At 57.3% G+C, this 13,338-nt stretch carries 10 protein-coding genes and 1 pseudogene; 5 read left to right on the top strand and 6 right to left on the bottom strand.

Features of this window, described 5'->3' with window-relative positions; genetic code table 11:
* Positions 1 to 239: 239 nt before the first annotated feature.
* Entirely contained in the window at positions 240 to 965 is a 726-nt protein-coding gene (locus CVM73_RS30995) for a LuxR family transcriptional regulator (protein WP_100235598.1), read from the bottom strand.
* A gap of 1,357 nt (positions 966 to 2,322) precedes the next feature.
* Here CVM73_RS30995 and CVM73_RS30985 point away from each other — a divergent pair.
* Both CVM73_RS30985 and hemN read left to right on the top strand, forming a co-directional pair.
* Positions 2,323 to 3,039 carry a sulfite exporter TauE/SafE family protein gene (locus tag CVM73_RS30985; RefSeq protein ID WP_100235576.1) on the top strand — a complete coding sequence of 239 codons (717 nt, stop codon included), beginning with the start codon at positions 2,323 to 2,325 and terminating at the stop codon, positions 3,037 to 3,039.
* A 1,814-nt stretch (positions 3,040 to 4,853) separates the two neighbouring features.
* Positions 4,854 to 6,191, top strand: coding sequence for an oxygen-independent coproporphyrinogen III oxidase (gene hemN, locus CVM73_RS30980; RefSeq protein ID WP_100235575.1), 1,338 nt, complete (start codon positions 4,854 to 4,856; stop codon positions 6,189 to 6,191).
* 397 nt (positions 6,192 to 6,588) lie between these two features.
* Here hemN and CVM73_RS30975 read toward each other — a convergent pair whose 3' ends face one another.
* Positions 6,589 to 7,209, bottom strand: coding sequence for a hypothetical protein (locus tag CVM73_RS30975; protein ID WP_245452479.1), 621 nt, complete (start codon positions 7,207 to 7,209; stop codon positions 6,589 to 6,591).
* Between the two features lie 35 nt (positions 7,210 to 7,244).
* Here CVM73_RS30975 and CVM73_RS40745 point away from each other — a divergent pair, with 35 nt between their 5' ends.
* Complete coding sequence (locus CVM73_RS40745) at positions 7,245 to 7,556, top strand: hypothetical protein (RefSeq protein ID WP_208639267.1); 312 nt, start codon at positions 7,245 to 7,247, stop codon at positions 7,554 to 7,556.
* Between the two features lie 838 nt (positions 7,557 to 8,394).
* Positions 8,395 to 9,798 carry a carbohydrate porin gene (locus CVM73_RS30965; RefSeq protein ID WP_100235573.1) on the top strand — a complete coding sequence of 468 codons (1,404 nt, stop codon included), beginning with the start codon at positions 8,395 to 8,397 and terminating at the stop codon, positions 9,796 to 9,798.
* Between the two features lie 221 nt (positions 9,799 to 10,019).
* Here CVM73_RS30965 and CVM73_RS41235 read toward each other — a convergent pair.
* A pseudogene (locus CVM73_RS41235) lies at positions 10,020 to 10,214 on the bottom strand (hypothetical protein); the annotation flags it as partial.
* Between CVM73_RS41235 and CVM73_RS41840 the strand changes: the two are divergent.
* A complete protein-coding gene (locus CVM73_RS41840) occupies positions 10,154 to 10,345 on the top strand; it encodes a DNA methyltransferase (RefSeq protein WP_100235572.1) in 192 nt (63 codons plus the stop codon). The pseudogene CVM73_RS41235 and the gene CVM73_RS41840 overlap by 61 nt on opposite strands.
* 964 nt (positions 10,346 to 11,309) lie before the next feature.
* Here the strand turns inward: CVM73_RS41840 and CVM73_RS30955 are convergent.
* The 3 genes from CVM73_RS30955 to CVM73_RS30945 all read right to left on the bottom strand — a co-directional run bounded on the left by CVM73_RS30955 (position 11,310) and on the right by CVM73_RS30945 (position 13,282).
* Positions 11,310 to 11,579 (bottom strand): toll/interleukin-1 receptor domain-containing protein, encoded by a 270-nt coding sequence (locus tag CVM73_RS30955; protein ID WP_158237624.1) that lies wholly within the window; start codon positions 11,577 to 11,579, stop codon positions 11,310 to 11,312.
* Between the two features lie 90 nt (positions 11,580 to 11,669).
* On the bottom strand, positions 11,670 to 12,485 hold the full coding sequence (locus CVM73_RS30950) for a nucleotidyl transferase AbiEii/AbiGii toxin family protein (RefSeq protein WP_100235570.1): 816 nt from the start codon (positions 12,483 to 12,485) through the stop codon (positions 11,670 to 11,672).
* Positions 12,482 to 13,282 (bottom strand): type IV toxin-antitoxin system AbiEi family antitoxin, encoded by an 801-nt coding sequence (locus CVM73_RS30945; RefSeq protein WP_100235569.1) that lies wholly within the window; start codon positions 13,280 to 13,282, stop codon positions 12,482 to 12,484. Before CVM73_RS30945 ends, CVM73_RS30950 begins: the two co-directional genes overlap by 4 nt.
* Between the last annotated feature and the right edge of the window lie 56 nt (positions 13,283 to 13,338).

Below are 13,338 nucleotides of genomic sequence, written 5' to 3'. Positions count from 1 at the left end.
TCGTCTGAGTAATGGATCCAGAGGCTGGCTGGAGTGTAGCCGAGATGCCGCCAACACACTGGGAGAACAGGTCAGTCATTCGACAATTCATCGATCTCGTGAATTCCCACAACCTCACGCAGCGTGAGATAGCGGACTTGCTCCAAGGAGCGCATCGGTGAGCTCGCCGAAGGTGCCATGCTCAACATGCCAGAAGCTGGAAGCCGGAGATTTGGCTGTTAGTGCCCCGTTCACAAATTTCAAAGAACATTGAGGCGAATAGCTATAGCAACCGCTTGAATTCGGCTGGTCGCATCCAGCTTGCGCATCGCGTTCTTGACATGAAAGTTGACTGTATTGTAGCTGATTCCCAGGATCTTCCCAATTTCCCATGACGATTTCCCCTCTGCCACCCACCGCATGCAACTGATCTCCCGCTGCGATAGTGCAACTTTTCTTTCGCAACCATTATCGCAGGGACGAGCGATGTCGCCATAGGCGGTGTGAAACTGCCAAGCCAGCGCCTTGAGATGACCGATGCGGTCCTGAGGATCAGCATCGTCGAACGCAGATGCAAACGACACCACAGATATCCGACCCAACGGCCCAAACAACGGCACGCTCATGCCATGCTTCAGCCCCGCCTCTCTCGCCTCGTCCAGTACGCGTCTTTCGTCCGGTCGAAGCTGATAGTGGTCGGCGAGTTGATCCCACAAAAACGGCCGCGTAAGCATCGGCGTCCGCCGAACCACCGGATCGATAGTATGGTATTTGCGTTTGAAGTATCGATCGCACCAGTCTGGCGGCCACTTCACAGCCACTGTCGGGGGTGGATACTCCGCCAGCCGAAGTGGCTCAACGAAGTTGAGAGCGCCGTATGCGACTTCACTGAAACCTTCCTTGGTGGCACAGCCTACAAGAAGCTCGAATAGCGCTCTGAGTGAATGCGTTTGGTTAGCGCATTCGGTGAAGCTAAAGAGGTCCATGATGGGCGCCTCAGGACGACGATCGAGCTTCCCGTCATCGTGTTCGCTTGCGCTTGTTTCAGGCGGAGCCAAATTCCAGTCCATGAGCTGAACTCGAGAGTTAGTTATTCGTGCAGTCTGAACGCTAGCGCTGTGCCGGGCGCCATTCGCCGAATTCGTTGCCCTGCCGCCGAATGCGCCGGCATGATTGCTTGAAAAACCGGAGATAGCGCCATCATCCCTGCCCCTGAGGCTGAGCGGAAGTGATCGGTCCAGTTCGCCGATAGCGCACTGGCCAGATCGGAGATCATCGCCCTCATCGGTGTTGAAGGATTGTGCCATCGATACGAAGCCAACGGTGTCCTGTTTGATGATGCCGGCACCGATAGAAGGTCCGCGGGTCCTGGACTGAGCTTCGAAACAGCTCCACCGGCTAGAGGCTTGGCTCTGTTGAGCTTGCATGGCGGGAAAACGAAGCCGAACGACGCTTTGATTTGTCTCGAGGCCGAGCACGACGAGATCCTCGGCTCTGATCTGCGCGATACAGCTAAGCTCAAGCGGCTTGGGCGCTCGGGACTCGACGAGCGTCTCAGCATCCATTCTCTGCTCGGAGACGAAGACAACGGGAGAGTCATGTCTTTTCCCAATCTTGAGAGATGCCATCGCTAACCGTTCGCCGGTTCTCCGCCGTGCGACGGCGCCGGCGACGCGATCGATGAGCAACACGAAACAGGCGGCGCAAAAGCCATACGCCTCGCATCATTGTGCGGCGTCTCATCGACTCCGTCCGGCAGGCTTGGCGCAAACGGACCGAACGTGCAGAAAGGGGCCACCTTAAAGGCGCAACGAGAGATACTCGTAACGGCGAGATCTGCTTGATGCGAAGGAAACTTTGCATGCGCTTCTCCAGCAGGGAGAGAACCCGCGCCAAACCAGCAAGTGTCATACCAACTGTTGATTTCACCAAAATCAAACGTCGCAGAAAGGGCTTCGAACGCCCACGTTTGGTTGCGACGTAGGACTCTCGAAGCATTTAATGACATGCGGAAGAAAGGCGACAACACCATTGCCAGGCGCGGCACGAGGTGAGCCACAGCAAGAAATGCAGCTCACCTCGGCGGCCCCCTCGAGTGCCGCCCCCTTAGGGCCCAAACGCAGCCCTATTCCAGCCCAGTCAAGTGCCAAGTTCGGCAATTGATGGGACGGTCCAAACATGGCACCCGTTAAGGAAATTGAACTGACTGCACCTCCTGCCAGCGATTCCGGCGAAGCGCTTAGATCCGTCCCCAAGCAGAAACACAGTTAGATCGCACCTGATGCACGAATCATGATGGGCTGGGTGGAAAACGGCGAAGATCGTCGCCAGGGTCGGTGAAGCATGGCTTCTCTGCTCTTCGCGATCATCTCACTGCTCTATGCGAGCGTTGGCCAGGCTGGTGGGACTGCATTCGTCTCGCTAATGGCATTTTTTGGTATGTCATCGACAGAGATGCGCCCGACGGCACTTGCTCTCAACATTGTCGTCGCGACTTATTCTACGTGGCTCTTCAACCGCAACAAGGTCGTTGACTGGGCACTCCTGCGCCCGCTTCTCTTTTCGTCGGTGCCAGCGTCGCTTGCCGGTGGCTTGATTGTGCTCGAGGACCACACGTACAAGACGCTGACGGGGCTCGTTCTTCTTCTGGCGAGCGCAGTGATGATCATGCAGCGGGGACGAGCTGCCGATCGTCTTTGCGAAACGCCACTCACGGCAAGCGTGAGCATTGGCGCAACCCTTGGCCTGGTTTCCGGCCTGACCGGCGTGGGCGGCGGAGTGTTCCTCGCGCCGACGCTCATCACACTGAATTGGGCATCACCGAAGCAGGCCGTCGCGTTATCACCCGCTTTTATTCTGGCCAATTCCACAGTTGGCTTCGTCGGAGCTCTTTTCAGCGGCCAATTTCCCTCTCCGGATTTGGCTCTTTACGCTATCTCTGCGCTGGCGGGTGCGGTCGCTGGAACGGTAGTCAGCCTGAACTGCCTGAACCCGGCAGGCATCAGATTTATCCTCGTGGCGGTTCTGGTCGTTGCCGGCATCCAATTGGTTCTCACTTGAAAGTCTCAACTCCCATCTTTCGTGAGATCGGCAGGAGATCCAGCACGGTCAGAACATGATGGAGGCCGCAACTTAAGTTCTGGTGCGCGCGCCTTGCCTAACTCTGAAAGCCGCCGACGCGACCACGAAAAGCTGTCGGGCCGAGCGGCGATGGGGCGGATCACCTCGTGCATCCCAGCTGATTCTTATGAGCCGAGCGGTCCGTACCTAGTCACATCCCGTTCGCGCTTTCAATTTGGCGGGAAGCTCAATGTTGGCGGGGCGCGCAAGCAGGATGAGGCCTACCTCGATCTCGTCTATGGCTTGCGCGGCCTTCTAATCTAGGGCGCAGTAACGGAGGAAGAAGAGCATCTGATGGGCGAGGATCGAGCACGACCGCGCTCACCTGCGGATCGCGCCAGGGGGCGTCTTCGACTTTCTCAAGAGCGGTGGGGAGCCTGGAAGATCTACTTCAGAACCGGCACGCCGCGCAATTTCCTTTCCCGCGCGTGTGCCGGTTACGTTCTCATGGAGAATGTCAGGGAAGGTGATGTGCTGAGCGCCAAAAGTCGCAGGCAAATTCGAGAGGGCATGGATGCGAAGGCGCGGCAATCAGCCGCCTCGGCCACGAAGCGGTCAAAATGTCGCGCGTGCAGCCTTTGAAATCATCCGTGCCACAATAGTCATCCTTTCACCGGTCCCCGATGAGTTCGATGCCTTCGGCGTTGTACAACAGAAGCTGGTGGGGCGCCCACTTTCGACTGATCACGCTGTTTGGCCGCAATCTCCTTGTTGCCTGGCTAGGCTCAGCTCTCATTTCCGGGAGACGAGCTCCAGGTTTGATTGGGGCTTACCAAACTTCCTCGATCCGCTGTGAATGGACTGAAATGACAGGATGCGAAGGCTAATTTCATGCAATGAACAGGCGCAAGATCTCCCAGCCGGCTCCTGCATAGACGGCTCCAGCTCGGAGCATCGAGAACATAGTGACGGGATGGTCGACGCCTGACCAAGCAATCTATGTGAAACTGACTGCGATCGCATCAATGCGACGCCAAGGAAGGCTAACGGAATAGATATGCGGGATCTGGCGAAGGACCGATAGCTCCATTGTGAGTTGGTGAGCTACATTAGACAGCGACGAGACGCCGCCGAACCAAGGCGCCCCGACGCACTTCGCCGGGGGGCTGAAAGTGCGCTGGGGTCGCCCCAACATCATCAGTACATCCGTGATGATGCTTGTGGCAATGAGACAACCAGCGTGGCGGAATTGAGGCTTATGCGTTCGATACTAGAGATCAAAACTCGTTTTCGTCGCCTGCGCCAAAGGACTTGAATCGCACGTCGCGTCACGTTGTGCGATTGCGCTCCTCGCGCTCTCATCTGGCAACCAACTCATCTTTCGTGGCGCGCCGGCCTTGAACGGGAGGCATCCGTTGAACACTGTGAGCAACCAAATCGGCTTTTTCTTCCGGTTTGAAGATCCGGGGAAGCTCAGCTGCTCCTGGTGGGACCTACAGCCCATGTTCTCGTCGCAAAAATAAAGGGCGACCAGCAAATACGAACCGAAGTGATGGGCGATTGATCGTTCGCGCCGGCTCGTCGGGCACGACTAGCCGCTTCAACCGTGCACGCCCGAGAAAATTCATACCTAAACGTCCAGATAATCGCCAACGAGCGGCTCTCACTCCCTGCTCTGCGCCTAAGCTGCGTTGGCAGTAACATCGAAAACCGGACTAGATCTCAGAAACCACTAGCCGGGTTTGACATAACGCAAAGACACAAGAGAGGGCATCGGTCAGCTTCATGCTGTTCGAGTATGGGAAAGTTAAGCCTTGCAGACCTCCCTCCTTAACAAATATTGCGATGCTCACCTGCCTTGGTACACCATCTATCCAACCGTGCCGGATTTCTCCGCGATGGTCGGTGCCAAGACTTGTGAGACATGGCTGAGGCGGCTGCCGCCCCAAGAGCCCGTATCGCTCTACATCCACGTTCCGTTCTGTCGCTCTATATGTTGGTATTGCGGCTTCCCTACAAGCCTCACTCGCGGCGAGCGACCGGTCGGCAATTACTTGGCAGCAGTGCGGGACGAGATCGGCTTGGTCGCAGAGCAAGTGCCGTGCGCTCTGCCGGTGAGCGACGTGCATTTCGGCGGCGGGACGCCGACCACCATTGCACCGCGCGATTTTCTCACTTTGATGGAACTCCTGCGCCACTGCTTTGCGTTCAGTAAATCAGCTACCATCGCGATAGAAATCGATCCGCGCGGAGTCACGGCCGAGATGGTCGAAACGTTACAAGCGGCCGGAATCAGCCGCGCGAGCATCGGCGTGCAAAGCTTCGATCCGGTGGTTCAAAGGTCGGTCAACCGCGTGCAGAGCGAGGAGCTCACAGCTTCGGTCGTCGAAAGTCTACGCCAGCATGGCATAAGCCGCATCAATTTCGACCTTCTCTTCGGACTGCCGCATCAGACGGTGCGGTCCTGCGTGGAGACCGCGCGGACGGCCCTGGCCATGCGGCCAGACCGGCTTGCGGTTTTCGGCTATGCTCACGTCCCCTCCTATATGAAACGTCAGCGCCAGATCGACGAGACGGCGCTGCCAGATAATGTCGCCCGCGGTGAGCAAGCCGCGGCTATTGCAGACACGCTGGTCTCGGCCGGCTACTGCCAGATCGGGCTCGACCATTTCGCCCTGCCCAATGACGAGCTCGCGCAGGCGCAGAAAGCTGGTCGGCTGCGCCGCAACTCCCTGGGTTATTCGGCTGATACCTGCAAAGCCGTGATCGGCTTAGGTCCGTCAGCCATCGGCCGTCTGCATGACGGTTACGTCCAGAACGAGATCGAAACCGCTTCCTATCACCAACACATTCAGGCTGGCCGTCTGGCAACCTCAAAAGGCTACTGTCTCACCGCCGAAGATCGCCTCCGCGCCGCAATCATCGAGCGTCTGATGTGCGATTTGCAGGCCGACGTACCAGCGATCTGTGCTGCTCACGGATTTGATCCGATTCCTCTTCTCGCTTCGGCCGACCGCCTGGGAATGCTTGCAGAAGACGGGATAGTGGAGATTGAAGAGGGATTCATTCGAGTCAAGCAGAAGCACCGGTTTGTCATTCGCGCTGTTGCTGCCGCGTTTGACACTTATCTCGACCGCATTCCTATTAACTAAGCCACCATGTGAGCAGATCCCAACCTCGAAGCTCTTCGCTAAGGAGCGATCCGAAGAAGCGCCTCGGGCAGACAGGCCAGATTTCGAAGATGCAGCCGCAGTGAGATGACACGACCTTTCAGATATGATCTCAAAAAGTGGCGGGGCTGAATAGAAGAGAGCTGATAAGGAAAGGCGCAGCGGATTCCGCCGTTCAGGGCCACGGCTCGATCATGCGGAAAATGCTCTGCGCCACCTGTCCTGGAGTGCGCTCGATGATAGTGACGGCCTCAGCGACATGCCGCTGGAGACGAGGGCGCCCGCACAAGCTTCGTGTATTTTACGGCGGCAGGCAGCTTTGCGAAGCTACGGTCCACCTCATCGAGCAAAGTTGACCACGCCTGCAGCGTCTCAGACCTCAAGGCTCGGCTCTCTTCGGTCCGGCGATCACCGGCGCGCCTCCGACGGAAACAGGCCCCTGTGGTTTGGACCGCCTGAAGCGTTTCCTGGCGACGCTCGAAGCAGCCCGGGCTGGCGACAAAGGTGGCTCGGACGCAGCAGAAGGGACAGGTGTTAAACTCTGCAGCGAATCGATCCGCGAAGTCAGCATGGTGATCTGATCCAGGATCCCTTTGAGGTCATCCCGCAGGGCATTGATCCGGCTGTTGAGTACTGCGATCTCGTCGCCAGTTTTCTGCTGTGCCCAGTTTATCTCAAACAAGGCTGCCCTGTCTTCCAGTGACAGGCTCATCGTTGAAGCGACGTCCCGGGCTTCCGGCTTCTCGACAACCGCTTCAAGGTTAGCCCAAAGCCAGACGCCAGCAGCGCACGAGCTGACGAGGACAAGCGGGAGCACCAAAACCGGGAGAATCCGTCTTGACGGACCGCGCAAGAGCGGCCGCAAGTCTGAAGCGGCCGCTTGATCGATCAAGTCCATTGTCCCTCGCCCAAGATCCCATTCCAGCAGGCTTGTTTTGTCGACGCGATAGGCTGCGATGCTCACGCGTTCCAGCGAGCTGCCAGCGTCGACAATAGTCAATCTTGCCGAGCTTCCCGATCGGCTGTCCTGCTCCTATGAAACGCTACTTCTTGAGCAACGCAACGCGACAATTTGCGCGCGTTCTCCATGATAGCGTCACCAGCAAGCAACGGTACTCATCTTCGCCGGCGAAGGCGCAGCAATTTTTCACCATTCAGAAGAACCCTGGAGATTTTCTTTCCCACGGCACGAATGCAAATCGTTCACTCATTCCTGCAGTGTGTTCGATGGAGCTCCCTCACGGCGGCGAGACCACGGCAATGGTCGATTGGAATGGCAAACACTGTACCTGGTCAACTACCAATTCCGGCAGATTGTTCGAGATGACGGGGACGTGGCAAGCGTGACCAACCAACGCCGCACACGTCAAGGATTCGGATGCAAGACAGGTTTTGCCGCGCTCACGGCAGCCAGCAACTGTTCGGCGATACACGCCAAAGCTGCTCGATGGCTGATTCCTGCGGTCTCCGCGCCGATCGCGTCGGATGTTGTGGTGAGGTTGCCGCGCGCGCAACTTCAAGCCTGGCGATTGTCTCGTGTTTCGCTGACAACCATATCGCTAAAGCGCGTCGTGAATGCAAGCCTCTTGCACGGCGAGCCTTGCTTTCCGGAAGCTGCCGTTTAGTTCAGAAAGCCGCCTTCGATGCAGATGCGCGACAGCGCCAGACTCGCTCCACTCACAGTGAGCAGGGCGGACATTCGCAATGTTCGGCGGCCGGGCCAGCAAGCCCCCGCGCGCTCGTCGTGAGCATTTGCCGAGCCAGCCCCGTGCTCTGGCCATCGGCGCACCGGCGTTATGCACCAGCAGAGTTTCGGACCAGATCATCATCGCGCCGCGAGCTGAGAGGTTCAGCAAGCCTGAGTGACTCTCTTCGGATGGATCGTGTTCTGGCTCGTCGCCCTCGCCCTCGGACGCAAAAACGCCGGGAGCTCACTGTGGGCCAATGAGGCCGCAGTCCGATTTAATCATGGCCGGCAGACATGGACCCGAAGTACGCCATGCGTGATTGCCTTCTTGCGACGAGCTCGCGTCGGACATACTCGGCTGGGGCAGCAATTTCTTTCAATTTCAGACCACGGGGAAAGCGATCTGGGCTCGTTATCGCCTTTTCGCTAGCGGCTTGTCTGGTCGGCAATTCCGTCCTGGCCCAAACCGCAAGCGGACCTGATCCTAGTAACCACCCTGTGGATCAGACCGGCAAGAAAGGAAACACTTCCGATCGGGCCGCAAAGCTCCCGATCGACCTGGTTCATCAGGCAATCCGCCCTCCTGCCCCGGCGCCAGCAGCAGGTCCCGGAGTGCCTTTCGAGAGGCGCGGCAATGCGGGCAGGCGTGCTCAGACGAGACCGCAAAAGACGATCGATCCCTTCGAAAGGTACGACAAGCTGCGCGAAAACGGGTTGTGGTTCAACATACCTGGCCCTGCGGACACGATTGATCAGGACAAGGACGGCGTTAGATCGGCGCTGGCAGATGTCGGCATTGGCTACATCGGCTGGACACACAACAGCTTTGCGAACAACCAGCTGCCGAATGCGGCCAGAAGCACTATCGCAAACCAGCTCTATATGGGCCAGAATCCGACCTTCGCGTCGGTAAACCTCATGATCGTCACCTACGATCTCAGCCGGTTTGGCATTGCCGACGGACAGATTGTCGTAGGAGCCGAGCAGCAATACTGGACGTGGGATCGCCCGGGACCAGATCGAGTGGGAATCAATACGCTCGCCTATTACCAGACTTTCTTCGACAGGACGCTAGAACTCAAGCTTGGCTACCTCAGAAACCAAAATGAGTTCACCGGCACATTGTTCGGAGGGATTACAGGATCGAACATGTCTGCCTTGTTCCAGGCAGGGATGAGCACCAATGCTGCGCCGACGCCGGCGGTCAACTTGAAGTACAATTTTGACGATCGCTTGTACAACAAGGTCTCCGTCCAGCGCTCAATCAGCCCAGATGGTGCCTATGCCCACATAATCGAGAATCCCACCGGCCTGAGCTGGAGCACGGCCAATGCAGGCATCCTTCTCGTTGACGAAGCCGGCTACAAGAGCAAGGCGGCTCCCGGCGTACCCGACACGTGGCTGCGGGCGGGCGTTGGTTTCAACAATAGCCGCTACACGAATTTGGCGGACCCCAAGCAACAAAGGGAGACTGGGAATCATTTTCACTACATCGCTGCGGACAGGCAGCTCTGGCAGAGCGACGCCCTTGGGTTGCCGTCTCGCGGCATCTATGGCGGCTTCTCCATCATGGGAGCTCCGCCTGACCTCAACAGGATCAGCCAATATTGCGAGCTTCGTCTTTATGCGAAAGGCCCCTTTGATAGCCGGCCCAGTGATCTGATTGCACTCGTTGCTAGCAAGACGAGCTGGAGCAAATTTGCGGTGGATGCTGCTCTGGCTAAAGGCCAGCTTGCGCATCGTGATACCACGGCAATCACCGGAACATATACCGCCCGCCTTGCTCCGGGAATATATGCAGGCGTTGGATTATCATACATTCATAACCCCACAAGCATCACGCACACGCCCCAAACGGAACACGCGCTCAATCTGTTGGTATCTACGTTGATATTCTTCTGATCATCGCAAGTGCCATTTTGGTTCCACCTTCTCGAGCCGCATGGGACTTCAGCTTCGCGATCTTCTTGGAGGGACCGGCGCCAGACGAGCCCGTTGGGAGCTTCGGCGACTGCTTGATGATGAATAACCAGAGGAGCTTTAGGAACGGCGAGAGTCCGCTTTCGTGCACGGGCACGTCGCATCCGACGCAGAGCAGCGTTCTCAAGAGCGAGCTTGGCAAGTGCGGAAGGGTACCCAAAGTAAACGAGCACCCCGTCGCCCATGTATTTCGCTACGAAGCTCCCAAAGCGCCTGACCCGACAGTGACGCATCTCTGAGGCCGACATGATCTCGCGTAGGTCCTCCGGGTCCATACGTGTGGAGAGCGCCGTCGAGCCGACGAGGTCCGACCCGACGCAGAAGCCAATCAGTATCTTGCAGTCGCTTGATAGAAGCGTTCTGCCCACTGGACGCAATTCTGCTAGACCCGTTCTGCGGGTCTGGTTCGACGCTGGTGGCTGCGCGACGTGCTGGCCGATCAGGTGTCGGCATCGAACTTGAAGCATAGCATGAAACGGAGTCCGTACTCACGCCCACCTATGCGATCTGCATCGATTGGGTGCATGGCCGGTCAAGCGCCGCGTGATAGAACGCCTCGCGCGAGCTGCCCGCGAGCATTTGGAATTGCAGCCAACTTGCTTCTCTACCGAGGTTCGGGGTAGACGCGAACGCGCTGGCGTCCTTCGCTTTCCACCAACTCGCCCCTGTAAGGTACTCCGCGGATCTCGACGGCCGCCCGGGCTGGGGCATGATGCGCTCGCCTTCCAAAACGCGCACGAGCTAAGACGGCAGGAATCGCTCCCTATGCTCCCAGCCGCGCCCGAGAGGATGAAACTGGGAACTCGTATGTCATTGCTATTTCCATATAATTTGGAACGCGGCTCTTACTTATCCTCGTTTGTGCATAGGTCTCCCGCCATCGTTGTGCAAACGGCGACGATGGAGTCGAGAACCTTGGAAAGCTTTGACGTATCGTATGAACCCCCTCGACCGGCGTTGTTATAAAACGCCTTGCTGTAGCGCTCCTCTCTTGGAGGCCCCCCTGATATGTTCCCGTATCTTTGTAGTTTGTCCATTGGACCAGAGGCGCAGGAAGACCGCCGACGTGCAAATCGAGGTAGCATTCTATGGAAGCGGCGCGGCCATTTATATCAGCCAGCGCCGCGCGCCCGGGACGAGTGGTAGGAAACGATCCAAACTCCTTGAGCGATGGTAGGACCGTGACTCGCATGTTGATTGGAAGCGCAAGCGCCTGAATCTTTCGGAAAGCGCTCAATCCTTCGTCGTTATCCAGGACAAAGACGGTTCGGTTTTGAACGTCTATTTTCGCGAGGCCTTCTGCAAACTTAACCAAACTGCCTGTTCCAGAAAACGGATGGCGCTCGCTTACGTCAATGAATCGGAAAAAATCCGCGATCTCTGGCCGCAAGAGCTGAAATGCGCGTTTTAGAATATGCACATCGGAGCTTCCTTCAGTGGCAATTAAAAGGTTTGTTTGCGGCGATACAAAATTTACTTTCGAAATATGCTGGCGTGAGAACGAGGACGACAACCTTCGGACTGAGCAATTGACCCTTAATGTACGTCACGAAGTTTTGGCCGTTGGGGATGCCATAGCCATCCAAGGACGAACAGAAGATTTCGGTTTCCGGCACCCCCATCCCTTCCTCGATAAGTTCGACAATTTCCTTTACGAGGTCTTTGTCTCTCACGGCGGGACTGATAAGAATTGATTTACTCAAGTTGCTCTCCACGGAGTTCTGGTTTGTGGATGGGTGCGCGAATGCACGAATTTCAAATGGCTTGGGTCGTTTGGTCTACGGCCTTGTGCTTCATGTCCCGCCCCTCCAGGGATCTCCCGGCAACTTCTCAATCAATGCCGCTGCAATCTCGTCGGACGCTTGGTTGATATCCCAAGAATATCCGGTTGCCAGTAGCGGGCTTATATCGGCGGTAAACTGAGCATCGGTCATCTTCTGATGCATATTCTGTTCGAATAGGGCGCGAGTGATGTTATGTCCGCCGTGATCCATGTAGGTCGCAAAGGTCTTCACGATACGGTCCGGATCAACACCATCCTGTTTGAGGGCGACCGCAAGATCAAACAGGTCACGGCCTTTCTTGCGCTGATAGAGGGCGCGGAGCTTGGTGCCCAGCAATTCATCAAGCTCGTAAGTCGAGATATCGCATTTGCCTTCGAACCAGCGAGAACTGACGCTAAACGGCACTTGCTTGAAACCGTGGACGGCAAAATGCTCGCGGGTGTTGGTTTCGACTTTGAGCCTCATATTGATTGGCGGCGTATCCTCGGAAGCAAAGCGGTACACGAAAGTTACGCGGCCTTCGGTCTGCTTCCAGCGGGGCGTTCCGAGCCACGGATCGAGGACGGAACGCAACGCCTCCATGACCGCGCCAGCTGGCTCTGCGCGGACCTGCACCAGGTCGATATCCTCTGAATACCGGGCGGCGGGCGTGATGTAGAGCTTGTAAAGGGCCGTGCCGCCGCGAAAGGCGAGAGCCTTGGACAGGACAGGATGCGTGAATATCTCAACAAGCGCCCTGCAGATTACAAGGTCCTGCTCTACCTGGATATCCTGCACCCAGGGCGCGTGAGCTCGCCATTCCGAAATGTAGTCGCGTGGAATCATAGCTCTGGCTCCACTTCGGCATTGACGATCAGCTTCCAGTCATCGTCACGGGCGGCCTCATCGTGAGGCGCAGTCGGCGAAAGCACCGCCGTCTGCCGCGCATGCTGCCGGACATAAGATTTGAGAAGTTCTGCCTTATCGCCCGCACCCGCCTTCGTCAGGAGATAACCGAGGCGCTGCGCCCACGGCATCGGTGCCGTTTGAGCCGCCGTTACGAGCTTCTCAGAGTTTATAGTTTCCGCCAGTTCTCCGAGGACAGTTGCGGCCTGATCGAGCCCCCCGATGTGGCTGGGGTAGCCGACAAGATCGACAGCCGTCGCCTCCGGGGTGGAGACCAGCACGGGGCCGCGCGGAGTGTTAAAGCTTTGGGTAGGGATCGCGGCAATGTCCTTTCGGACGAAAAAGGCGACCCGCACCGCGCCACTCACGAGCGGGCGGCGGCTTTTTGCCAGCATTACCTGGAATTCCTGGGGTCGTTGGTGAGCAGCGCCGTGATACTGAGCTGCCGTTAACAGCCCGGCGTAGTACGTCAGCCCCAGCCTTTTCATGAGGGCGGGGATAAATTGGTCCGCAGGCAGAGATCCTAGGGATTGATATTCGGGCGGGATGATAACGTAGAAGCCCCGGGCCGGAGAGGCGATCAGGCGCTGCTTGGCAAGACGGTTTAAAGCCAGCTTCGCCGCTGCCGGTGAGACGCCAAGCGCCTTTTGCGCGTCGCCAGACTCAAAATGATAGCGCCCGCTGGCAGCGAGTCGCGTCAGGTAGTCCCGGGCAGAGAGGCGGCTTTCCGAAATCATCTACGTAAAGTATCATTTTTCGATACCCTACGCAAATGATCTCATTAAGAGTTCCA

It is taken from the genome of Bradyrhizobium forestalis, from assembly GCF_002795245.1.
Lineage (GTDB): Bacteria > Pseudomonadota > Alphaproteobacteria > Rhizobiales > Xanthobacteraceae > Bradyrhizobium > Bradyrhizobium forestalis.
Note: the sequence above shows the minus strand (reverse complement) of the source record. Positions and strands in the feature narration are given on the sequence as shown.

Coding starts and splice junctions, on each gene's coding strand:
- CVM73_RS30995 (WP_100235598.1), bottom strand. CDS start 965: ATGGACCTCTTTAGCTTCACCGAATGCGCTAACCAAACGCATTCACTC.
- CVM73_RS30985 (WP_100235576.1), top strand. CDS start 2,323: ATGGCTTCTCTGCTCTTCGCGATCATCTCACTGCTCTATGCGAGCGTT.
- CVM73_RS40745 (WP_208639267.1), top strand. CDS start 7,245: ATGAAACGCTACTTCTTGAGCAACGCAACGCGACAATTTGCGCGCGTT.
- CVM73_RS30950 (WP_100235570.1), bottom strand. CDS start 12,485: ATGATTCCACGCGACTACATTTCGGAATGGCGAGCTCACGCGCCCTGG.
- CVM73_RS30945 (WP_100235569.1), bottom strand. CDS start 13,282: ATGATTTCGGAAAGCCGCCTCTCTGCCCGGGACTACCTGACGCGACTC.